Source organism: uncultured Porphyromonas sp., assembly GCF_938046015.1.
Lineage (GTDB): Bacteria > Bacteroidota > Bacteroidia > Bacteroidales > Porphyromonadaceae > Porphyromonas.
Window position 1 is genome coordinate 1 of the sequence record NZ_CALIXW010000044.1, and the last position, 22,244, is coordinate 22,244.

At 61.2% G+C, this 22,244-nt stretch carries 18 protein-coding genes; 10 read left to right on the top strand and 8 right to left on the bottom strand.

Translation table 11 applies throughout. The features are described 5' to 3' along the window. From Q0248_RS05555 to Q0248_RS05600, 10 genes are all read left to right on the top strand, one after another. A partial coding sequence (locus Q0248_RS05555) for a S1 RNA-binding domain-containing protein (protein ID WP_299320595.1) occupies positions 1-1,274 on the top strand: 1,274 nt, incomplete at its 5' end. 362 nt (positions 1,275-1,636) lie between these two features. Beyond that, positions 1,637-3,460: a cobalt-precorrin-5B (C(1))-methyltransferase CbiD gene (gene cbiD, locus Q0248_RS05560; RefSeq protein WP_299320596.1), complete on the top strand. Its 1,824-nt coding sequence runs from the start codon at positions 1,637-1,639 to the stop codon at positions 3,458-3,460. A 96-nt stretch (positions 3,461-3,556) separates the two neighbouring features. Then, positions 3,557-4,561: an adenosylcobinamide-phosphate synthase CbiB gene (gene cbiB / locus Q0248_RS05565; RefSeq protein WP_299320752.1), complete on the top strand. Its 1,005-nt coding sequence runs from the start codon at positions 3,557-3,559 to the stop codon at positions 4,559-4,561. 489 nt (positions 4,562-5,050) lie between these two features. Further along, a complete protein-coding gene (locus Q0248_RS05570; protein ID WP_299320598.1) occupies positions 5,051-6,610 on the top strand; it encodes a GH3 auxin-responsive promoter family protein in 1,560 nt (519 codons plus the stop codon). Continuing rightward, a complete protein-coding gene (locus tag Q0248_RS05575; RefSeq protein ID WP_211789457.1) occupies positions 6,607-6,846 on the top strand; it encodes a hypothetical protein in 240 nt (79 codons plus the stop codon). Before Q0248_RS05570 ends, Q0248_RS05575 begins: the two co-directional genes overlap by 4 nt. Positions 6,847-6,899: 53 nt before the next feature. Continuing rightward, positions 6,900-7,565: an ATP-binding cassette domain-containing protein gene (locus Q0248_RS05580; protein ID WP_299320600.1), complete on the top strand. Its 666-nt coding sequence runs from the start codon at positions 6,900-6,902 to the stop codon at positions 7,563-7,565. Positions 7,566-7,603: 38 nt separating this feature from the next. Further along, entirely contained in the window at positions 7,604-8,941 is a 1,338-nt protein-coding gene (locus tag Q0248_RS05585; RefSeq protein WP_299320602.1) for an aspartate kinase, read from the top strand. A 3-nt stretch (positions 8,942-8,944) separates the two neighbouring features. Continuing rightward, a complete protein-coding gene (gene menA / locus Q0248_RS05590) occupies positions 8,945-9,838 on the top strand; it encodes a 1,4-dihydroxy-2-naphthoate octaprenyltransferase (RefSeq protein ID WP_299320603.1) in 894 nt (297 codons plus the stop codon). Between the two features lie 319 nt (positions 9,839-10,157). Beyond that, a complete protein-coding gene (locus Q0248_RS05595) occupies positions 10,158-12,881 on the top strand; it encodes a TonB-dependent receptor (protein ID WP_299320605.1) in 2,724 nt (907 codons plus the stop codon). A gap of 479 nt (positions 12,882-13,360) precedes the next feature. Further along, positions 13,361-14,140 carry a WGR domain-containing protein gene (locus Q0248_RS05600; protein ID WP_299320607.1) on the top strand — a complete coding sequence of 260 codons (780 nt, stop codon included), beginning with the start codon at positions 13,361-13,363 and terminating at the stop codon, positions 14,138-14,140. Positions 14,141-14,251: 111 nt separating this feature from the next. Here the strand turns inward: Q0248_RS05600 and Q0248_RS05605 are convergent, their stop codons facing one another. From Q0248_RS05605 to folP, 8 genes are read right to left on the bottom strand one after another with little or no spacing between them, the layout of a single operon-like run. Continuing rightward, complete coding sequence (locus Q0248_RS05605; RefSeq protein ID WP_299320609.1) at positions 14,252-15,667, bottom strand: C1 family peptidase; 1,416 nt, start codon at positions 15,665-15,667, stop codon at positions 14,252-14,254. Between the two features lie 26 nt (positions 15,668-15,693). Beyond that, complete coding sequence (locus tag Q0248_RS05610; protein WP_299320610.1) at positions 15,694-16,230, bottom strand: gamma carbonic anhydrase family protein; 537 nt, start codon at positions 16,228-16,230, stop codon at positions 15,694-15,696. A gap of 57 nt (positions 16,231-16,287) precedes the next feature. Further along, positions 16,288-17,784 carry an oligosaccharide flippase family protein gene (locus Q0248_RS05615; protein WP_299320612.1) on the bottom strand — a complete coding sequence of 499 codons (1,497 nt, stop codon included), beginning with the start codon at positions 17,782-17,784 and terminating at the stop codon, positions 16,288-16,290. Positions 17,785-17,817: 33 nt separating this feature from the next. After that, positions 17,818-18,861, bottom strand: a complete 1,044-nt coding sequence (ruvB, locus tag Q0248_RS05620) for a Holliday junction branch migration DNA helicase RuvB (protein ID WP_299320614.1) — start codon at positions 18,859-18,861, stop codon at positions 17,818-17,820. 3 nt (positions 18,862-18,864) lie between these two features. Then, positions 18,865-19,914 (bottom strand): alpha/beta hydrolase, encoded by a 1,050-nt coding sequence (locus Q0248_RS05625; RefSeq protein ID WP_299320615.1) that lies wholly within the window; start codon positions 19,912-19,914, stop codon positions 18,865-18,867. Positions 19,915-19,927: 13 nt separating this feature from the next. After that, positions 19,928-20,491: a hypothetical protein gene (locus tag Q0248_RS05630; RefSeq protein WP_299320617.1), complete on the bottom strand. Its 564-nt coding sequence runs from the start codon at positions 20,489-20,491 to the stop codon at positions 19,928-19,930. An 8-nt stretch (positions 20,492-20,499) separates the two neighbouring features. After that, a complete protein-coding gene (locus Q0248_RS05635) occupies positions 20,500-21,267 on the bottom strand; it encodes a diadenylate cyclase (RefSeq protein ID WP_211789468.1) in 768 nt (255 codons plus the stop codon). A gap of 40 nt (positions 21,268-21,307) precedes the next feature. Beyond that, positions 21,308-22,228 carry a dihydropteroate synthase gene (folP, locus tag Q0248_RS05640; RefSeq protein WP_299320620.1) on the bottom strand — a complete coding sequence of 307 codons (921 nt, stop codon included), beginning with the start codon at positions 22,226-22,228 and terminating at the stop codon, positions 21,308-21,310. Between the last annotated feature and the right edge of the window lie 16 nt (positions 22,229-22,244).

Below are 22,244 nucleotides of genomic sequence, written 5' to 3' on the forward strand. Positions count from 1 at the left end.
TGGAGTTCAAGATCGTCAAGATCAACCAGGACTTCAAGAACGTCGTCGTATCGCACAAGATCCTCATCGAGGCTGAGCTCGAGGCCCAGAAGGCTGAGATCATCAGCAAGCTCGAGAAGGGCCAGGTCCTCGAAGGGGTCGTCAAGAACATCACCACCTACGGGGCCTTCATCGACCTCGGTGGTATCGATGGTCTGGTACACATCACGGACCTCTCTTGGGGCCGCGTACAGCACCCCAGCGAAGTCGTATCGCTCGACCAGAAGCTCAATGTGGTCATCCTCGAGTTCGACGAAGCCAAGAAGCGCATTGCCCTTGGTATCAAGCAGCTCCAGCCACATCCCTGGGATTCGCTCGATCCTAATCTCAAGGTGGGTGACAAGATCAAGGGTAAGGTCGTCGTCCTCGCTGAGTACGGTGCCTTCATCGAAGTCGCACCCGGCGTCGAAGGGCTCGTGCACATCTCCGAGATGTCCTGGACCCAGCATGTCCGCTCCGCTCAGGATGTCCTGAAGGTAGGCGAAGAGGTAGAAGCTGTCATCCTCAGCCTCGACCGCGAAGAGCGCAAGATGAGCCTCGGCCTCAAGCAGCTCAAGGAAGACCCATGGGAGAACATCGACAAGCGCTTCCCCATCGGCTCGCGCCACACGGCACGTGTCCGTAACTTCACCAACTTCGGTGTCTTCGTAGAGATCGAGGAAGGCATTGATGGCCTCGTGCACATCTCTGACCTCTCCTGGACCAAGAAGGTCAAGCACCCCAATGAGTTCACCGAGGTCGGCGCTCCCCTGGACATCATCGTCCTGGAGATCGACAAGGAGAACCGTCGTCTCTCGCTCGGCCACAAGCAGATCGAGGAGAACCCTTGGAATGCCTTCGAAGCTAACTTCCGCGTAGGCAGCATCCACGAAGGTACGGTCAGCGAGATCGTCGAGAAGGGAGCTGTCATCGCTCTGCCCGAGGGTATCGAAGCCTTCGCTACGCCTAAGCACCTGGTCAAGGCCGATGGTACGCAGGCGGTCAAGGGCGAAGTCCTTCCCTTCAAGGTCATCGAGTTCAACAAGGATGCACGCCGCATCATCGTCTCGCACAGCCGCACCTTTGAAGACGAAGCTAAGGCTGAAGCTCGTGCCAGCGAACGCGCCGAGCGTGCTGAGCGTCAGCAGCGCCATCAGGATGCTAGCGCAGCTGTAGCAGCAACCAACGCCGCTACGGAGAAGGCCACCCTCGGTGACCTCGATGCTCTGGCTGCTCTGAAGGAAAAGCTCTCCTAAGAGCTCGCTCCTAGTAAGCTAACTACTCGCCCCCCTGAGGTTCATCCTTAGGGGGGCGAGTCCCATTATATATAGGAGTGCTGGGACTATGCTTGGCCCGCCCCACACAGAGAGCAGCGGCAGGGCGCAGGCTTTACCCTACCCTTCTGAGGCTATAGGGAAAGACTCGGGAGAAAGCAATTGAGGGCGAGCGCCCATCCTTGGGGAGCCTTTCTCCCCTTGAAGCAAGGACTGGACCCACTACCTTATTGAGGCTCGCGAGCATCCCCATTGGAAGAGGCTAGGAGAATGTGCTACCTTTGTGCCCGGATCTTCGAGACCAAGACTTAACTCTATCAAGCAAGCAGCAGGCTATAACTATAATGATACTTATCTTCGGTGGCACGACAGAGGGACGCATTGTATGTGGCGTCCTCGACGAGTCGGGCAAAGACTACTACTACTCTACTAAGGGAGCCTTCCAGGAGCTCGAGATGGTGCACGGCAAGCGTGTCTCGGGCGCGATGACGCATGAGGTAATGCGCCAGTTCATCACCGAGCAGGAGATACAGCTCGTCATAGACGCAGCGCACCCCTTCGCTGCCGTCCTCCACAAGACGATCGGTGAGGTGACGGCCGAGCTCGGTATCCCTGTCATCCGCTACGAGCGACGCTACAGCGAGCGTACGGGGCAGGTCATCGAGTGCGCCAGCTATGAGGAGATGATCGCCAAGCTCGAGGCGCAGCCCTGCCATCGCCTCCTTGCACTGACGGGAGTCAATACCATCGCTCCCCTGAAGCCCTTCTGGTCGCGCCACGAGAGCTACTTCCGCATCCTCGACCGTGAGGACTCGCGGGAGAAGGCAGAGGCGGCGGGCTTCCCCTTCGACCATATCGTCTACTTCCAGCCAGGGGAGGACCAGGAGCTCTTCGACCGCATACAGCCCGACGCCGTCATCACCAAGGAGAGCGGAGAGAGTGGCTTCTTCGAGGAGAAGATAGCCCCTGCCCTCGCTGCGGGCGTCCCCGTATATATGATCACCCGCCCGGCACTGCCCGAGCACTACCAGTATGTCTACGGCCCCGTAGGACTGCGCAAGGCTGTGCAGCGCCTTGCCCCAGACTTCTTCCCGCTCAAGACGGGCTTCACCACTGGGAGTACAGCCACGGCAGCCACAATGGCGGCTCTGCACGCCCTGCTCCATGACGGAGAGGCGCTAGAGCAGGCTACGATCATCCTGCCCTCAGGGGAGGAGGTCGAGCTCCCCATCGAGCTCGTCGAGCCCACAGAGCGCGGCTACCGAGCTCGTGCCCGTAAGTACTCGGGCGATGACCCTGACGTCACTCATCTAGCGGAGATCTACTCCGAGGTCGTACTGACCGAGGAGCCCAGCGGCATACGCTTCCTGCAGGGCGAGGGCGTAGGGCGCGTCACCCTGCCTGGGCTAGGTCTAGAGATCGGCGGCCCTGCCATCAACCGCGTGCCGCGCAGCATGATGGAGGCCGTCGTACGCCGTGCCTACCCCGAGGGCGGGGTAGATATCACTATCAGCATCCCTGCGGGGCGCGAGCTCGCCGGCAAGACCTTCAACCCCCGTCTGGGCATCCTCGACGGTATCTCCATCGTCGGCACCTCGGGCGTCGTCAAGCCCTTCTCCTCGGAGGCCTTCATCGCCTCCATCGTCCGTCAGGTAGATGTGGCGCTGGCTCTAGGGGCTGATACCGTCGTGATCAACTCGGGTGCCAAGAGCGAGAAGTACCTCAAGGGAGCCTTCCCCGAGCTGCCCTTCCAGTCCTTCATCCAGTACGGCAACTTCATCGGGGAGACCCTCGAGAAGCTCTCCACCCTCTCCGTCCCCAAGGTCTACATGGGCATCATGCTGGGCAAGGCGGTAAAGCTCGCCGAGGGCAACATGGACACCCACAGCCGCAAGGTCGTGATGAATAAGGAGTTCATCCACCGCATGGCCACGGAGGCAGGCTGTAGCGAGGCGGCGCACAGCCTTATTGATGGCCTCACGCTGGCCCGTGAGCTGTGGAACGGACTCAGTCCCGAGGACCTCGACCGCCTCATGCTGCGCATCGTCGACGCCTGCTACGAGGCCTCGAGCCGTCTGGTCCCAGACTCCGAGCTCTCCCTGCTCCTGATCGACGACGAGGGGAACATCCGCTACACCTACCCCCACGACTTCCTCTCCCAGCGCTAGCGTATGGCCAGTATCTTCTCTGAGCTCGCCGAGTTCCTAGTCACTGGTGAGTTCTTCGGGATCCTCTTTGATAAGGACCTCTATCCCTTCTTCTGGATCCCTATCTTCCTTGGGGTACTGCCCATGTTCCTCGCCTTTCTCCTCGACCGCAAGCTAGGGGATCCCGAGGGGGTCCCACACCCGATCATCACCTTCGGGCGCTGGATCGCCTGGGGCGAAAGGCGCTTCAACCAAGGTGCGCACCGCCGTCTCAAAGGGGCGCTGTATAATGGGCTGCTCGTCCTCCTGGTCTTCGCCCTAGGCTCCCTCCTCTCGGGAATGGCGGTCTTCCTTGCCTTCTCCATTGTCCCCTACCTACTGTACATCGCCCTCTGCTTCTATATGCTAGCTGGGCGCACCCTAGAGCGGGAGGTCAAGGCGGTCTTCACTGCAGCCGACCAGGGACTAGAGGAAGGACGAAGGCAGGTAGCGCGTATCGTCGGGCGCGATACCTCGCAGCTCAGTGACCAAGAGGTACGCAAGGCCGCCCTCGAGACCCTCGCGGAGAACCTCAGTGACGGAGTCATCGCGCCCATGCTCTCGTGGGCCTTCCTCGGACTGCCCGGTATCCTCAGCTACAAGATGATCAACACGCAGGACTCTATGGTCGGCTATCTCACCAGCCGCTACCGCGCCTACGGCTACTTCTCGGCCAAGCTCGACGACCTGGTGAACCTCCTGCCCGCTCGCCTGACGATGCTGCTGATGCTCCTGGCCTCGGGCGATCTAGCGCTGCTGCCTAAGGTGTGGCGCCACGGGAAGCGCCACCTGAGCCCCAATTCGGGCTACCCCGAGGCCGCCCTAGCCTTTGCCCTAGGTCTGCGCTTCGGAGGCCCACACGAGTACCACGGAGAACTGATCGACAAGCCCTACATCGGGGAGAACGACCGCGCCATCCTACCTCGGGACGTAGATGACGCGATCGCGATCACCTGCCGAGCCTCGTGGATGGGCCTCGTCCTCTGCCTCCTCATCCGTACCGTGGTACTGGCACTGCTGAGCTTCATCCTATTCTTCCTTTTCTGCGGAATCCTTGCTGGAGACTTAGCGACGTTCGACTAGAAGCATCTTCCGTATAGGGTTGAAGTAAGGCCTCTCAGCCCAAGCCCTCGCTACCGCCTAAGTCTGCCTCTACGGCAGGCTTAGGCGGTATTCTTTTGTCTCCTAGCGAAGAGCGCGCTAGCCCAAAAGCTGTGCAGCCAGCCCACAAGCGCTCCCGGCACAAACCGCAAGGCGCCGCAGCAAGGCGACAGCCCTGACCCAGCACGCTGAGGGATATCCCTCAGCCTCTTGACTGATACCCCTCACCCTCGTCACTGCCGGCCCTCAGCGCCCGGACTGATATCCCTCACACTCCCGCCCCCTATATCTGTACGCTGACGAGGCTTACCCGCCCCTTCGCTTTGCGTAAAGGCAGGGTAAAGCGGGCACCTTCCCTGAGCGTCCATCGAGCAGACAGACGAGCGACCAAGCGCAGGGGCGGCAGATTACTTGTATCTTTGCTCCAGCGGGGTGATCGCCTAGGAGGTACAGCCACCCCGAGAGCTAACTATGGACTTCAAGACACAACTCGTTTATCAGGCAGCCAAGCTGCGCCTGCGCAAGATCGAGCGCTACACCGCCGAGGCAGAGGACCTACAGCGCGCCCAGCTGCGCCACATCCTCAGCCGAGCGCGTGGCACTGAGCTCGGCGAGCGCTATGACCTAGGCCGAGCTACCGACTATAGAGACTTTGCCCAGCGCCTCCCGCTCGTGGAGTACGACGCCGTCAAGGGCGACATCGAGCGTATGATCCAAGGTGAGCGCAATGTCCTCATCCCCGGAGGCTGCCGCTGGTATGCCAAGTCAAGTGGCACGACCAGCGACCGCAGCAAGTATATCCCCGTACCCTACCTGCACCTACAGGATTGCCACTACCGCGGCGGCAGTGACGCCCTATGGATCTACCTGAGGAACTACCCCGACAGCCGCTTTTTCTCCACCAAGGGGCTCGTCCTCGGCGGCAGCCACAGCCCGATGAGCCTCGGCAGCCAAGCCTCCGTGGGCGACCTCAGCGCCATCCTCGTGGAGCACATGCCCCTGCTGGGCAACTGGCTGCGCGTCCCGAGGCGCGAGACGCTGCTGATGAGCGAGTGGAATGCCAAGATGAGCGCCATCGTGCGCGAGGTCGCCCAGGCACCCGTCGGGAGCCTCTCGGGCGTCCCCTCCTGGATGCTCGTGCTGCTACGTCAGCTACTGGAGTACACGGGCGCGGGCGACATCAGTGAGCTATGGCCCCAGCTGGAGGTCTTCTTCCACGGAGGGATCAGCTTCAGCCCCTATCGCAGTATCTACCACGAGCTCATCCCCTCTCCACGGATGCGCTACGAGGAGACCTACAACGCCAGCGAAGGCTTCTTCGCCATACAGGACGACCCGAGCGAGAGTGGCATGCTGCTGATGCTTGACTACGGCGTATTCTACGAGTTCATCCCCATGGACGAGCTGGAGTACAGCGCCGAGGGCTCTGTCGCAGAACACGTACGGGCGATCCCGCTGTGGGAGGTAGAGCAGGATAGAGACTACGCCCTCGTCATCACGACCCTCGGGGGACTCTATCGCTACCTCATCGGGGATACGGTGCGCTTCACCTCGACCGCCCCTTATCGTATCGTCATCACGGGACGTACCAAGCACTTTATCAATGCCTTCGGCGAGGAGCTGATGGTCACCAATACCGATACGGCCATAGCGCGGACGACGGAGCGTACGGGCGTGCAGGTCGCCGAGTACACGGTGGCGCCGCACTTCCTCCTCGATGAGGGCAAGGGCTACCACGACTGGCTGATTGAGTTCGTCCAGCCCCCCAGCGACCTCGCCGCCTACGCACGTATCCTCGACGAGGAGCTGCGACGGGCGAACTCCGATTACGATGCCAAGCGCTACGAGGACATGACGCTCCTGCCCCTACAGCTCGAGCCCGCCCCCGCGGGGCTCTTCCACCGCTGGCTCGAGGAGCAGGGCAAGCTCGGCGGGCAGCACAAAGTGCCCCGCCTCTCGAGCTCCCGCCACTACCTCGAGGAGCTCCTGGAGCTCAAGCAAAGACTTAGCAATTCCTCCCCCGAGCTATGAGACGCATCCATCTGAGCTACCTCCTGATCCTCCTCTACCTAGGGGGCTTTGCCTTCTTCACCTACCCGCGCGCCGAGGGGATGCAGCAGCCAGAGCGCGGCAGCTGGTGGCTGAGCTTCGGGCTCTGCCTCCTCGTCTGGGCGCTGGCCTATGCCTTAGCCTGGTACCGACGCCGTCGCACCACGCGCTACGAGTACGGCTACTACCCTGAGCACAAGGAGCTGAACCAAGGCTAGGTGCAGGGCTTTGCGTATCTTTGTGCGACTGATAAGACAACTAGAATAAGGACATGGCGTCAGAAGAAACGATCCTGAGCTACCAGGGAGTACAGATAGCGAGACGTGAGCACATCCTCTTCGAGGACTTCGACCTAGAGCTCAGCGCGGGCGAGTTCGTATACCTCGTAGGCCCAGTAGGCGCGGGTAAGAGCACGCTCCTGAAGACCATCACCGCCGAGCTGCCCATAGCTAAGGGCTCGGCGCGTGTACTCGACTACGAGCTCACTCGGATCAAGCGCCGACAGCTCCCCCAGCTACGTCAGCGCCTCGGCATCGTCTACCAGAACTTCCAGCTACTGCCCGACATGACCGTGCAGGGCAACCTCGACATCGTGCTCCGCGCCTACGGCGTCAAGCCCCCTGCCGAGCGTGCCCGCCGCATCGAGGAGGCGCTGCGTGAGGTAGGCCTTGAGCTGAAGAACTACAAGTACCCCCACGAGCTCTCAGGCGGTGAGCAGCAGCGTGTAGCTATCGCACGTGCCCTGATCGGGCACCCCGAGCTGATCCTAGCCGACGAGCCTACGGGCAACCTCGATAGCGCCAGTGGTCTGGCCATCGTAGAGCTCCTGCAGCGCCTAGCTGCCGAGCGGGGTACAGCCGTCATCATGGCCACGCACAATCGCCTTGTCCTCGAGCGCTTCCCCGCACGCTGCATCCATCTGGCAGAGCACGAGTAGCGCCCATTCCCCTAATCCCCCTCATAAAGACATCGCTGGTGAAAGTAATGAAGTTCGGAGGTACCTCTGTGGCCTCCGCCGAGCGTATAGCCCATGTAGCTGACCTCATCACGGCTACGGACGAAGTAAAGATCGTGGTCCTCTCCGCCATGGCAGGGACGACGAACGCCCTCGTAGAGATCGGTCACCAACTCATGGCCCATCACCAACACGAGGCACTGACCATCCTCACCAAGCTCAAGCATAAGTACGAGGCCGAGACCCGCCTGCTCTTCCCCAATCCACAGAGCTACGACAAGGCCTGGACGCTGGTCAATGAGACCTTCTTCTTCCTCGAGCAGATGTGCTACGCCGAGAGCTTCACCCTCTTCGACGAGAAGAAGATACTGGCGCGCGGCGAGCTCCTGAGCACCGCGATGATGCTGCGTCACCTCGCCGACCGCGGCGTACAGGCCATCGGCTTGCCCGCCCTGGAGTACATGCGCACCGACAAGCAGGCCGAGCCCGACGAGGGCTACATACGCACGCACCTCGAGGAGCTCATCAGCCGCGCCCCCGAGGGGACACGCCTCTTCATCACCGAGGGCTACATCTGCCGCAATGCCTTCGGCGACATCGACAACCTGCAGCGCGGAGGGAGCGACTACACCGCAACTCTGGTGGGCTCGGTGCTGCACGCCGACGAGATCCAGATCTGGACGGACATCGACGGCATGCACAACAATGACCCACGCTACGTCGACGCTACGCGCCCAGTACGTCGCCTGCACTTCGAGGAGGCCTCCGAGCTCGCTTACTTCGGGGCCAAGATCCTCCACCCCACCTGCATCCAGCCCGCCAAGCGCCACGGCATCCCCGTGCGCCTGCTGAATACGATGGAGCCGAGTGCCCCAGGGACGCTCATCTCCATGGATACGGACAAGGACATGATCAAGGCCGTCAGCGCCAAGGACAACATCACCATGGTGCGCATCCGCAGCAGCCATCAGCTCTCGCACTGGAGCTTCATCGGCAAGGTCTTCTCCGTCTTCGAGCACCACTGCATCCCCATCGACATGATCGCCTCCACCGAGACCTCGATCTCGCTGACCATCGAGCGCAGCCAGCTCCCCAGCGAGGTGCGCCGAGGGCTGGAGCAGCTCGGGACGGTCGAGGAGGAGCGTGAGCTGACCATCATCTGCGTCGTGGGGGACATGGAGTGGGAGAACATCGGCTTCGAGGCACAGATCCTCAAGGCCCTCGAGGAGATCCCCGTGCGGATGATCTCCTACGGCGGTAGCGACTACAACCTCTCGCTGCTGGTCTCGGCTGCCGATAAGCGCCGCACGCTGCTCGCCCTTAGCCGCCAGCTCTTCGGGGCTGCTTGTCCAGGCTAGGCCATGCAGCAGTCCGCCTCCGCACCGTCCAAGCTGAGCCTATGGATCGGCCTCACGCGACCCAAGACGCTCTTCTCTGGCCTGAGCTCAGTGCTTGTAGCTATCTTCTACGCAGCCTCACTCGGCGCTATCGATGTCCTACGCACACTGCTCCTCCTCGTGGTAGCGGTCGCGGCTCAGATAGCCAGTAACATCGCCAACGACCTCATCGACCACCGCAAAGGGGCGGATACAGACGAGCGCAAGGGCCCCCTGCGGCCCCTCTCCCGCGGGCTCATCAGCGAGCGGGAGGTACGCATAGCCCTCTACCTGAGCCTCGCTGTGCTCCTCTCCAGTGGCCTCTGGCTCATCGCTCTGAGCTCCTGGTGGCTGCTACTCGTCGGGCTCGCCGTCGTGCTTGGGGTCTTCGCCTATTCGGGCGGGCCCTACCCCCTATCCTACCACGGCTGGGGGGATGCTGCCGTCCTCGTCTTCTTCGGCTGGGTGCCCACGGTGACGAGCTTCTACATCCTACGCGGCTATGTGCTCGACCAGACGCTCTGGCAGCTGGCCACGGCCATAGGTCTCAGCAGCGTCAACATCCTCGTCGTGAACAACTACAGAGACGTCGCCGAGGACAGCAAGGCAGGCAAGCGCACCCTCATCGTACGCATGGGACAGGACTTTGCCCCTAGGCTCTACCTCACCTGCGGACTGCTCTCGATGGGGCTCCTCTATCCTATCTACTCCTTCTGGGGCATGCTCCTGCTGCTGCCCTACGTGCTCCTCTTCAGCCAGACGCATCGTGCGCTCCAGACGAGTCGCGGGGCGGAGCTCAACAGCGTGCTTGCTCGGACGGCGCGCAATGTCTTCCTCCTGGCCCTCCTCATCGGAGCTATGCTTTGGCTCAAGCCTTAGCTCAGCGCGCTCCTTCCCCCTTCCTCAGCCCCTCCCTCTAGGCCCTAGCCTAGGCGGAGGGGCGCTTTGCATTTGCAGGGGAGCAGAGGGGCGGAGCACTAAGCGTCCCTAGTCTCCTCCCCGCCTCTTAAGCCAGGCGACACCCCCTATAGGGGGTGAAGGAGGCCAAGCGCCCTCCACTCATCTAGGTATATTGGTCCCGCAGCCTACCTAGAGCTAAGTATTTTGGCCCTCATTACGGAGTGTGAGGAGCTAATTATCACTACTTTTACCGCGCTATAGAGCCCCTAGTATTAACACTCTATCTTATTCATCCTCTATGCGAAAGATCTATTCGCTATTACTGCTGCTAGGCCTAGCCCTCCTCTCCGTGGGGCTGCCAGCCGAGCTCCGGGCACAGAGCAAGCACCCTAGTGACGCCAACGTCATAGGGCACGTGGTCGATGCCAAAACGGGCGAGCACCTAGCAGGTATCACGATTGCCATCAAGGGCAGCACCTACGGCACAGCTACCGATGCCACAGGGCACTATTTCCTGAAAAACCTCAAGCAGAAGCACCTCACGCTCGTCATGCGCGGCCTCGGCTACCTCAGCCAGGAGCGTAGCGTCACCGTACAGCCAGGGAAGACCCTCGAGGTGAACTTCGACGCAGAGGAGGACAACGTAAAGCTCGACGAGGTCGTCGTCTCCTCCAACCGCCAGGCCACCCTGCGCCGCCTCGCTCCGACGCTCGTCACGGTGCTAGACACGAAGCTCTTCGAGAACGCCAACGCCAACAACCTAGCGCAGGGACTCATCTTCCAGCCTGGGGTGCGCGTGGAGAATAACTGCCAGAACTGCGGCTTCAACCAGGTACGCATCAACGGGCTCGACGGCCGCTACTCACAGATCCTGATCGACAGCCGCCCCGTCATGAGCGCGCTGGCTGGCGTCTATGGGCTCGAGCAGATCCCTGCCAACATGATCGACCGCGTAGAGGTCGTCCGCGGTGGGGGCTCGGCACTCTTCGGCTCCTCCGCCATCGCAGGGGTGATCAATGTCATCACCAAGGATCCCTCCAGCAATAGCTTCAGCTTCAACGAGAGTGCTGGCTTCTCGGGCTTCAAGAGCCTGGACAACAACCTCTCCTTTAACGGCTCGCTCGTCAGTACTGACGGTCGTGCCGGGGCAATGCTCTTCTCACAGGCACGCTACCGCAAGGAGCACGACATCAATGGCGACGGCTACAGCGAGCTAGGACGCCTCGACTCCCGCTCCCTCGGGGCGCGTGGCTACATCCGCCCCAGTGACCTAACGCGCGTGACTGCCGAGCTGCACACCTTCGCAGAGGCACGTCGTGGCGGTGACCACATCGACTGGCCCGAGCACGTGGCAGGCGTGGCAGAGTCCGTACGCCACTCGGTCTACAGTGCCAACCTCAAGTTCGACGCCTTCACCTCCGACCTCAAGAGCCACTTCCAGCTCTACGCCTCCGGCCAGCACATTACCCGAAATAGCTACTACGGGGGTATCGGTGAGCCCAAGGCTAAGGATAAGGCCGGCAATGAGGTACTCGTCGGGGGCAAGACCGTCCCTGCAGGGCGCCTCGGCTACCCTATCCACAGCTCGGACTACGGTACCAACTACGGGGTGACGCGCGGGCTCACGGCCGTCGTCGGGGGGCAGTACACCCACGACTTTGAGCGCCTCTTCTTCATGCCCGCCCAGCTGCTGGCTGGGGTCGAATACAGCTACGACAGACTGCACGACGAGATGCCGCTGCGTGGCTGGACGACGGAGAAGAGCAATGCTGATGGCTACGACCCCTCCTCCAATCCCATTGCCCTCTCCCCCGCCCTCCATCAGGTGATCAAGAACGCCAGCCAGTTCGCTCAGCTCGAGTGGAAGAACGACCGCTGGAGCATCCTCCTCGGCACGCGTCTGGATGAAAACTCTGCCGTTAAGAAGGCGATCTTCAGCCCACGCGCTACCCTACGCTTCAACCCCACGAAGAATATCAACCTACGTGCCACCTACGCCAAGGGCTTCCGCGCTCCTCAGGTCTTCGACGAGGATCTACACGTAGGGGTCGTCAATGGTGAGGCACAGAAGGTGGTGAACGCTGATGACCTCCGTCCCGAGGTCTCGCACTCCTTCAGCCTGAGCAACGACATGTACTTCCGCATCGGCCAGACGCACCTCAACATCCTCGTCGAGGGCTTCTACACGCGCCTGCTGGACGTCTTCACGAACTATAAGACGGGTACGCGCGATGGCATCACCTACTTCACGCGCCACAACTATGGCATCGATGACCAGGGCCGTCAGGTAGCCTCGGGAGCCAAGATCCTCGGGGTGAACCTCGAGGGGAAGCTCAGCTACAGCTGGCTCTCACTCCAGGGCGGACTGACGCTGACGAGCAATAAGTACGACGTCGCGCAGGAATGGGGCGTACGTAGCAAGGTCAAGGAGGACATCTCCGACGCCGCCTACCTGAGCTACGTCCCTAAGGCCGATGGATCGTCCTTCGACCCCGTCGCACAGGATGGCGAGGTGCAGACGGTCTCGATGACCAGCAAGGAGATCATGCGCACCCCCTCTGCCTACGGCTACTTCACCATCGGCATCAACCCCATCAAGCCGCTCAACATAGCGCTGACAGGGACCTTCACGGGTTCGATGTACGTCCCGCACGCTGTCAAGTGGGGGCAGAACTCTGCCGTCACCGACCGCCAGGCGATCACCTCAGGCCAGCGCATCGAGGGCTACCAGCTCGCCCTCACCGACGCTCAGGGCAAGCCCATCATGGACGGCACTGACCCCAAGAAGGTAGACGTAGACTGGAACGAGCTGACCCGCTCCCAGTCCTTCTTCGACCTAGGGATGAAGATCAGCTACGACCTCCGCCTCTTCAAGAGCAAGGTGCAGCTCTACACGGGCGTCAGCAACCTCTTCAACTCCTTCCAGAGCGACTACGACTTCGGTCCCAATCGTGACAGCGCCTATATCTACGGCCCCACGACCCCTCGCTCGGGTTACTTCGGCGTCAAGCTCAGCTTCTAGCGCCACAGCCTAGACGCGATACTGCCCCAGTGGCATCAGCTCCCCGAGGATACGACTGCGTATCCTCGGGGAGCTTGTTTTTGTAGCCTCCCTACCTAGGGGAAGCCTGCTGCAGCCCTTCGAGAGGAGCGCTTAGGAGGGTTAAGCTCTAGGGGGCTTCACTGATATCAGTCAGCTGCCTCAGGGCTATCTCTCAGGACGCTGACTGATATCTCTGAGCTAGGCGGAGGGATATCCCTCAGCGCGCCCCAGTCTAGGGAGCAGCTCGGGAAGTCCTCCTAGGGAGGAGACAGACCCCTAGGGGAGACACTCCTGAGCAAGCATAAGGGGCTGGGGAACAAGGGAAAGGAGTGCGGGGACTGAATTATATAAGATTATGTATATTTGTCACATAGCGAGTCGTGAAGACACGCTAGGGCCATACACGAACACTACAGGCAGCCCCTAGGAGGTGCATGCTGTAAAGCTATGAAGAGACGATGAAAAAGGCAATGCAACTGCAGGATAGCCGTGCCGACAAATTCTGGCGAATAGAGACCATGGGGGTGGACCTCATGGTCAACTGGGGGAAGAAGGGTTCCTCTGGTCACTACGAGATGTATCGCTTCCCTAGCGAAGACCACTGTCTCAAGGAGGCTGCGAAGCTGAGCCAAGACAGACAGGACAAGGGCTACAGCGACTACCCAGAGTTCGACCCCATGGACATCTACTACTATGACGACGACACGATGGGGCTCCACCCCTTGACGAGCCACCCCCTCTATCGCAAGTATTTTACCTCCCCCTTCTACTACTCCAATACCGAGCGCAGTGTCCCCTTCGGCAGCGATGAGGGCAGCGATGCCCTGTGGGAGATGGAGGAGGTACTGCGCCGCCGTCCTAAGGCCGACCTTAGGGACTTCCCCGCCCACGTCCTGCGCAAGCTCCATTCCCTTGCCTACTACCCTCCCCACGGCGAGAGCGTGGAGGAGCTACGCCGTATCGACGCTGCAGCGAGTGCCGAGGCACACCCTAGCCTCAAGGAGCTACGCAGCACTGACCGCATGATCATCGCCTCGGCCCTGGCACAGCTCAAGATCACGGGGAGCCTCAGCGAGCAGCTCTATCAGCTGGCCTTGCTCGCCATCACCCGCCTAGAGCGCATACGAGGCCTAGGCCAAAACGTCTGGCTCACCTCCTCCATGCTGATGACCATACAGCGCGACCTCAAGCTCTACCGATCGAGCCTCTCCCCAGCCAAGCAGGCTGTCGGCGCCTAGCCCCGATCCTCCCCGACCATAAAGCCGCGCCCCCATGCTCCTCGAGGAGCATGGGGGCGCAGTGCTTAGAGCGAGGTTCGTGCTAGGTCAAGCCGAAGCCTAACCTAGAGCCTAGGGTGCATCAGGTGCGAACATAGGGTCCCAAGCGGGGAGCTGTACGGGCTTGGTCTTCAGCAGCTCCAGTACCTTGGCCGTCGCATACTTTTTGTTCACCACAAGACGGAAGGTATAGGCGTCGAACCACCCGTCTGTCATGATGATATGACCCTTGACGCCCGACTGCTCTCCCCAGCTGTTCTCGACCTTCCACTTAGTAGGCTTGCCCGAGGCATCCAGGTCTACGGCCTTGAGCGTCATGGCGTGTGTCGAGCCGCTGTCGAAGCTCTTGATGCGCTCGGCCTTGTCCATCGTGAAGTCGTAGCCCAGGAGGGAGGCGTAGTCGTAGTTATTGAGCGCAGCGATGCCCTTAGAGCGGTCGAGCTCACGGCCTACATCGCAGGAGTAGTACATCATCGTATTGTCCTTGAGCGAGGCAATCGCCATCTGCTTAATCTCCTCCATAGGGAGATTGACGTAGGTCCAGTTGCGCCCGTCGTAGCTGTGACGGTCGAAGTCGATCTCGTAGGTCTTGTAGTAGGGACGCGAGGGGTCATTCATCAGCATGACGAACTGATCCTTGAGGTCGGCACCGACGAAGCGCTGGTAGAAGCTCTGCGGTGTGTAGGTATCGGTAGAAATCGCCTCCCCCTTAGCGTTGCGCAGCGTGTAGCTGAAGCTCGTAGGGGGCTCGCCCAGATTCAGGCTCAGGATGCGGTAGACCTGCTTGAGGCAAGTCTCCTTACGCTGGCGCAGCTGCACGAGGCTCTCGCCCTTAGCTGCGGCCTTACGCAGGGCCATCCCCGTCTGACGCAGGGTGCGGGTGATTATCTGCCCCATCAGGCGGGTGTCATTACTCGAGGCCGTCTCGGGCATGATCTCCGCAGGTACGACGCCGTACTTGGTGAGGATATCCGAGATCCCCGTGAACTGACCGCCGTCGCTGAGCGGGTGCTTGAAGAGCCACTCGACCTTCTTGTCCTCATCGCTCGCCTTGCGGGTCTCGATGATGCCCTCGAGGAAGAGGTTGGCCTTCTCAAGCTGGTCCCAGAAGAAGCCATAGTTCTGCGAAAAGAAGAACTTGCCCGACTGCTCACGCGCCATCAGCTGGGCACGTAGCACATTCAGTCCCGTGAAGAGCCAGCAGCGACCGCTCTGCTTCTGGTCCGTGATGCCCTGGCTCTTGACCTCGATGCTGAACTTGTCCTCCAGCTCGCGGGGACGCTTCGGGTTGACGAAGAAGTCCTTCATGCCCTGCAGCGCGATGGCGTTGTGTAGCGCCTGCTCACTGGGGCTCTTGGACTCACTCTTGCGTAGGGACTCCAGGATACGTGGCGTGATAGCACCGTCCTTGGTGGACTGCGCCGAGAGGGAGGTGCTGAGGGCGGAGGTGAGTCCGAGGGCCAGCACCAGACTTAGTTTAAGCTGCATAGTAGTATCGTATGAGAGGGGTAGACTTAGCGCGGGGCGGCATTCTCCTCCTGGTCGAACCACGAGGCGTACATCTGGTAGTTGTTGGCAATGCGTTCATTGAGCTCCTTGCTCTGCTCAGGGGAGACCTTCTTGATGAACTTGGCAGGGGTCCCAGCCCAGAGCGTGTAGGGCTCAATGATGGTGTTGGCTAGGACGACAGAGCCTGCCGCGACGATAGCGCCCTCGCCGACGACGGCGTGGTCCATGACTACGGAGCCCATGCCGATGAGCGCGAGGTTCTCGATCTTGCAGCCGTGGAGCGTGACGTTGTGCCCGACCGACACGTTGTCGCCGATCTCTATGGTAGACTTCTGATAGAGCGTGTGCACGACGGTGCCGTCCTGGATATTGACGTTGCGCCCGATGCGGATCGAATTGACGTCGCCGCGGAGCACGGCGTTGAACCACACGCTGCAGCCCTCACCGAGGACGACATCACCGACGATGGTGGCGTTGACGGCGAGGAAGCAGCCTTCGCCGATCTGAGGCTCGAAGCCTCGTACCTTCTGTATATAAGCCATAGTAACTATAGTTGGGATAATGCTGTGATTGTAAGGGTAGGCCCTCGGGCCTAGAGACTAGGAGAAGCGGCGTCTGAGCTTCGCCAGCTGCTCCCGAGGCAGCTCGTAGTAGCCGACCACAAGGACGAAGAGGAGCAGCAGCACGCTATTGGCCCCAAGGCGTAGATAGACGGCCTCGGGCAGCAGCTGCGTGAGGCCGAGCTCGAGGGCATAGAGCGCCATACAGAGGAGGCTGTAGCCGAGGAGCTTCGCCAGCTGATAGCGCACGGGGTAGTAGCGCTGCCCGAGGAAGTAGGAGGCGACCATGACGGCGCCATTGGCGACCACGGAGGCCCAGGCGCAGGCCATGAAGCCGTAGCGCGGGGCGAGCAGGACGATCATAGCGACCGTGAGCGCACAGCCCAGCACCGAGAGGATCGTCCCCCAGTAGGTACGGTCGGTAACCTTGTACCAGAGGGAGAGATTGAAGTAGACACCGAACATCAGCTGCCCCATCATGATCCAGGGTACGACGACGAGCCCTGGGTAGTAGGCAGGCTTGATGAGGAACTTCAGCACGTCGATATAGCTCATCACCCCGAGGAAGATGAAGAGGGTGAAGAGCACATAGTAGGTCATCGCCGAGGAGTAGGCACGACGCGCCGCCTCGTCCCCCTTCTTGGTCTCGGCGAAGACGAAGGGGTCATAGGCGTAGCGGAAAGCTTGGGTGAAGAGCACCATCACGACAGCGAGCTTGTAGCAGGCGCCGTAGATCCCCAGCTGCGTGTGGGCGTAGTGCACGTCGTCAAAGAGCAGGGGAAAGAGTACCTTGTCGGCCTGGTTATTGAAGTTACCCGCCAGCCCCAGCAGCAGCATCGGCAGGGCATAGCGAAGCATCTGCCCCAGCAGCCCGAGGTCCAGCCGCCCCCGCGCCTTGCGCAGCGTGGGGAGCAGCATCACCAGCTGTAGGATATTCCCTAGGAGATTTATCCCTAGGATGATGGGCAGCGCCGCCTGGCGTGGGTCTAGGCCTAGGCCGAGCTGCGGGTAATGCCCCGAGAGCCAGGGCAGGCCATAGAAGGCAAAGAGGGTCGCCAAGATGGTGAAGAAGACGAAGCTCAGGCGAATGATCGTGAAGCGCCACGGCCGCTGCTCGTAGCGCAGGTAGCCCAGCGGGATCGCCATGAAGGCGTCCGAGGCGACGATCAGGAGCAGCAGGCTCAGCAGTTGGCGCTGCCCCTCGACCTGCAGCACCGCTGCCAAAGGGTCGAGGAAGAGCCAGCCCAGCAGCACGAAAAGGCTGGAGCTAGTCCCCAGAGCCGTAAGGGTCGTGACGTAGACATCCCCAGGGCGTTCGTGCTTATTGGCAAAGCGGAAGAAAGCCGTCTCCATCCCGTAGGTCAGGAGGATCATTAGGAGCGCCGTCCAGGCATAGAGGTTGGTCATCTGCCCGAACTCCTCCGGCTGCATCACGCGTACGTAGACATAGGTCAGCAGCCAGTTGAGGAAACGGCCGAACATACTGCTCAGCCCATAGAGCGCGGTGTCCTTGACCAGAGACTTGAAGGTACCCATAGCTGTGTGTCCTTGAGATAGGTAATGGCGCTACTACTCCTCGTCGAAGAAGATGCTGGCTGGTCGCACTCGCGGCGTGCGCCCGAGGTGGCTGTAGGCGAGGTCCGTCGCCTCACGGCCGCGGGGCGTGCGCTTGATGAAGCCCTCCTTGATGAGGAAGGGCTCGTAGACCTCCTCGATCGTCCCCGAGTCCTCGCCGAGGGCCGTAGCGATGGTGCTCAGCCCGACGGGACCGCCCGCGAACTTGTCGATGATGACACCCAGTAGCTTGTTGTCTATATAGTCCAGGCCGTAGCGGTCGATATTCAGTGCCTCGAGGGCATAGCTGGCGATGACCTGGTCAATGCGTCCATCGCCCTTGACCTGGGCGAAGTCACGGACGCGGCGCAGCAAGGCATTGGCGATACGCGGCGTCCCGCGGCTACGTGAGGCCACCTCAACGGCAGCGCTCGTATCGCAGGGACTGCCGAGGAGCTCGGCCGAGCGGAGGACGATCCCCGCCAGCGTCTGGACATCGTAGTACTCCAGGTGGAGGTTGATGCCGAAGCGGGCACGCAGGGGCGCCGTCAAGAGGCCGCTACGCGTCGTAGCCCCGACGAGCGTGAAGGGATTGAGGTCTATCTGTATGGAGCGGGCACTGGGACCCTTGTCCAGCATGATATCGATGCGATAGTCCTCCATCGCGGAGTAGAGGTACTCCTCCACGACGGGACTGAGGCGATGGATCTCGTCGATGAAGAGTACATCGTTGGGCTCGAGGGAGGTCAAGAGCCCCGCGAGATCCCCGGGCTTATCGAGCACTGGGCCCGAGGTGACCTTGATGCCGACCCCAAGCTCCGAGGCGATGATGTGTGAGAGGGTCGTCTTGCCCAGCCCTGGAGGGCCATACAGCAGGACGTGGTCGAGTGCGTCGGAGCGCAGCTTGGCGGCTTGGACGAAGACCTTCAGATTCTCCACGGCCTTGTCCTGACCGCTGAAGCTAGCGAAGGACAGCGGGCGTAGCGCCTTGTCTATATCTTGCTCCTCCTGCGGGAGCACCTCTTGATTGCGTATGTCGAAGCTATCGGGATAGGGCATTACTTAGTGCTGTGGGGGAAGTTGGTCGAGGAAGCGGAAGAGCTGACGATAGGCCTCCGCATAGGCCGCGCTATCGCTCGAGAGGAAGAGATCGTGCAGTCCGCCTACGATGCGGACGGGCTGCACCTTATCCCCGAGCATGAGGCCGTAGTGCTGGATGTCGTCTACGTCGAGGACAAGATCAGCACGTCCGTAGGCGGGCTGCCAGGCGCCACGAGCACGGATGGAGCTGTCGGAGCTCATCAGCAGAATGGGTATACGCAGGTTGAGGCCGCGCTGCACCTGCTGATGGCCGCGTCGTATGGCACGCAGCCACTCGAGACGAATGGTGTGCCCCTTAGCCTTCTTCCACTCCGTATTATAGTCCCACAGCCCGTGGTAGCGCTTCAGGAGGCTCTGCGCGTAGAGGTCGGGCTCCTCCGAGATCCCAGCGACGATGGTGCGCGGGCTTACCCGGCCTATCCCATCGAGCATGGGGATGACGAGCCGCTCCTGTACCTTGCTGAAGTTGAAGTCAAGGAAGGGACTATTGAGCACCAGTGCCTGGACGCTGTCGCTATTATGCGTGTCCTCTAGGTAGAGGCTGGTGATGAGGCCGCCCGTAGAGTGCGCCATGAGGACGAGCTCCCGAGCTCCCCCCGCCTTGATCTGCTGGATGGCCTTGCTAAGGTCGGCGTAGTACTCCCTCAGGTGGTGCACCTCGAAGGGGTCCTGCCCGCTGGAGAGGCTACGCCCATACTTGCGCAGGTCGAGGGCATAGAAGGCATAGCCGTGGCGCGTGATGCTGTCGCCTAGGGCGGACTGGAAGAAGTAATCGTTGTACCCATGGACGTACAGCAGGGCACGCGGCGCCTCGAGGAGCGTATCGCGCCGTACGAGCGTCGCCGTGACGGGGCCAGAGTAGTCTCGACCTTGGTCTATGGTGAGGCAGCTATAGCTCTCTAGGATATCGGGGCGCCACTGAGCCTCAGCTCGGGAGGCCAGCAGAAGCGGCAGCAGCAGGAGCAGCCCCAGGAGGAGCGCTCGATGGTGGGGTCCTTTCGTCGCTAGCATAGGATCATAGAGATTAGCGTACCGTGAGGCGGCAGACGAGGGTCTGTGTGGGGAAGATCGCACGCAGGAGATAGACGCCTGCGGGCAGCTGTAGGGGTACCTCACGGCTACCGCGGGCGGAGAGGAGCTTACGGCCTGAGAGGTCCATGATATCGAGCTGCGTGAGTTCGGTCGAGGCTCGCAGCTGCTTGCCATAGAGCCAAACCCGCGAGATCTCCTGCACGCTATTGGCCTGGTCGGTGGCCCTGAGACGCGTGCTCTGAGCCTGGGAGCTACGGTAGTAGAAGCCCCCGATGACATTCCCCCCTGAGATGAGATAGGTGCCGCCATTGGTCAGCTCCACCGACCCATGCTCTGGAGCGGCGAAGATGCGTGTCGTCAGGCGAGGCGTCTGTATACGCTTGGTCAGCGAGGGGAAGCGCGTGACGGTGTCGGCTAGCGCATTGTAGCCCGACGTGTAGGCGGCATACTGGTAGCCAGGGGTCTGTGCTAGTAGGCTTGGGGTGGCTAGTAGGCAGAGCCCGAGCGAGAGCAGGGCAAGGAGGCAGCGCGTACGGAGGAAGGTCTGTCGGAGCATGAGGACGGCTATTCTTGGGTGAGCAGCTGGCGCAGCTCCTCTGGGGTGATGTCTACGAGAATCTCCCCGCTATAGGCCAGAGAGATCGTACCGCGCTCCTCGCTGATGATGATGACCTTGGCATCGGTCTTCTGCGCCAGCCCAAGGGCCGAGCGGTGACGAAGCCCCAGGTCCTTATTGAGGTCGGGGTTGCTCGCTACGGGCAGGATGCAGCCCGCGGCACAGATCTTCCCCCCGGCAATGATCATCGCCCCGTCATGCATAGGGCTATTCTTGAAGAAGATGTTCTCGATGAGTCGGGCATTGACGCTGGCAGTGAAGCGCTCCCCCGCGTGCTGGTAGGACGAGAGGTCCATAGAGCCCTGCACGGCGATGAGTGCCCCCGTCTTCTTACGCGCCATATTCATACACGCTAGGACGATCGGGGCGATGTACTCGGCCTCAGACTGCTCCTCCTGCCCTACACGCAGCAGGCGGCGTAGGCGACGCCAGCGCTGGGCCGAGCCTATGGTAACGAGGATCTTGCGTATCTCCTCCTGGAAGATGATCACCAGGAGCAGCACGCCGATGTTGGCAAACTTGTCAAGGAGTGCCCCCATGAGGCGCATCTGAAGCACCTGGGAGATCAGCAGCCAAAGGACGACGAAGGCGATGATCCCCGAGAAGAGGGAGCGCGAGCCCGAGTAGCGCAGGGTCACATAGGCGTAGTAGAGGCAGGTCGCCAACATGAGGATATCGATGATATCCTTGATCGAGATCTGTAGCCAGGCAAGCATATAATCCGTCGAGATGAGCTAGTAGGATGAAGGGAGCACGCTAGCGAGGCTCGGCCGCTCCATGGGGTATCGCAGAGTCGCGCCGCTCATAGTAGTGGAGCGCCTCGTCAGTGCGCTTGTAGGGCTGGAGCTGCTGCCACAGACGCACGGCCTCGACAGCCGCCGCCACATCGTGGACACGCAGGATGGAGGCGCCTCGCTCTAGGGCTAGGGTATGGAGTACCGTAGTCCCATTGAGTGCCTCCTCGGGGGCAATCCCGAGGCTACGATAGATCATACTCTTGCGCGAGACGCCTACCAGTAGGGGCTGAGGCAGGAGGCGGTGCAGCTCCCCGAGGCGTTCCATAAGCTCGAAGTTCTGCTCCAGCGTCTTGCTGAAGCCGAAGCCTGGGTCGAGGATCAGGTCGTGTAGCCCCAGCGCCGTCAGCTCCCCGACGCGCTGGATGAAGTAGTCGAGGACCTCCAGCGTGACGTCCGCGTAGTCCGTCTGCTGCATCATGTCCTGCGGTGTCCCGCGCATGTGCATCAGGATGTAGGCTACCTGTAGCTCGGCCACCGTGCGGTACATAGCGGGGTCGAGTACCCCACCGGAGATATCATTGATGCAGGCCACGCCATGCTCCTCGACGGCCCAGCGTGCGATGTCGGCACGGAAGGTATCGAGTGATACGGGTAGCTCGGGATAGTCTCGCCGTAGGATGCTGAGGACGAGTTCCAGCCGCTGGCACTCTTCCTCGGGGCTCACCTCGGCTGCCCCTGAACGCGAGCTATAGGCTCCGACATCGGCGATACTGGCCCCCTCGGCAATGAGCTGCTGGATGCGCGCATGCAGCGCCTCCTCCCCCCCGACACGACTCCCCGCGTAGAAGGAGTCGGGAGTCACGTTGATGATCCCCATCACGAGCGGAGTGTCGAGGCTGTAGAGGCGAGAGCCGAGCCTAAGGGTAGTGCGTCGCAGCATGTATCTATAAGGATGC

What these genes read in the sequence shown, in the direction of transcription:
- cbiD (WP_299320596.1), top strand. Translation starts at nt 1,637, where the DNA reads ATGATACTTATCTTCGGTGGCACGACAGAGGGACGCATTGTATGTGGC.
- Q0248_RS05570 (WP_299320598.1), top strand. Translation starts at nt 5,051, where the DNA reads ATGGACTTCAAGACACAACTCGTTTATCAGGCAGCCAAGCTGCGCCTG.
- Q0248_RS05575 (WP_211789457.1), top strand. Translation starts at nt 6,607, where the DNA reads ATGAGACGCATCCATCTGAGCTACCTCCTGATCCTCCTCTACCTAGGG.
- Q0248_RS05580 (WP_299320600.1), top strand. Translation starts at nt 6,900, where the DNA reads ATGGCGTCAGAAGAAACGATCCTGAGCTACCAGGGAGTACAGATAGCG.
- menA (WP_299320603.1), top strand. Translation starts at nt 8,945, where the DNA reads ATGCAGCAGTCCGCCTCCGCACCGTCCAAGCTGAGCCTATGGATCGGC.
- Q0248_RS05595 (WP_299320605.1), top strand. Translation starts at nt 10,158, where the DNA reads ATGCGAAAGATCTATTCGCTATTACTGCTGCTAGGCCTAGCCCTCCTC.
- Q0248_RS05600 (WP_299320607.1), top strand. Translation starts at nt 13,361, where the DNA reads ATGAAAAAGGCAATGCAACTGCAGGATAGCCGTGCCGACAAATTCTGG.
- Q0248_RS05605 (WP_299320609.1), bottom strand. Translation starts at nt 15,667, where the DNA reads ATGCAGCTTAAACTAAGTCTGGTGCTGGCCCTCGGACTCACCTCCGCC.
- Q0248_RS05610 (WP_299320610.1), bottom strand. Translation starts at nt 16,230, where the DNA reads ATGGCTTATATACAGAAGGTACGAGGCTTCGAGCCTCAGATCGGCGAA.
- Q0248_RS05615 (WP_299320612.1), bottom strand. Translation starts at nt 17,784, where the DNA reads ATGGGTACCTTCAAGTCTCTGGTCAAGGACACCGCGCTCTATGGGCTG.
- ruvB (WP_299320614.1), bottom strand. Translation starts at nt 18,861, where the DNA reads ATGCCCTATCCCGATAGCTTCGACATACGCAATCAAGAGGTGCTCCCG.
- Q0248_RS05625 (WP_299320615.1), bottom strand. Translation starts at nt 19,914, where the DNA reads ATGCTAGCGACGAAAGGACCCCACCATCGAGCGCTCCTCCTGGGGCTG.
- Q0248_RS05630 (WP_299320617.1), bottom strand. Translation starts at nt 20,491, where the DNA reads ATGCTCCGACAGACCTTCCTCCGTACGCGCTGCCTCCTTGCCCTGCTC.
- Q0248_RS05635 (WP_211789468.1), bottom strand. Translation starts at nt 21,267, where the DNA reads ATGCTTGCCTGGCTACAGATCTCGATCAAGGATATCATCGATATCCTC.
- folP (WP_299320620.1), bottom strand. Translation starts at nt 22,228, where the DNA reads ATGCTGCGACGCACTACCCTTAGGCTCGGCTCTCGCCTCTACAGCCTC.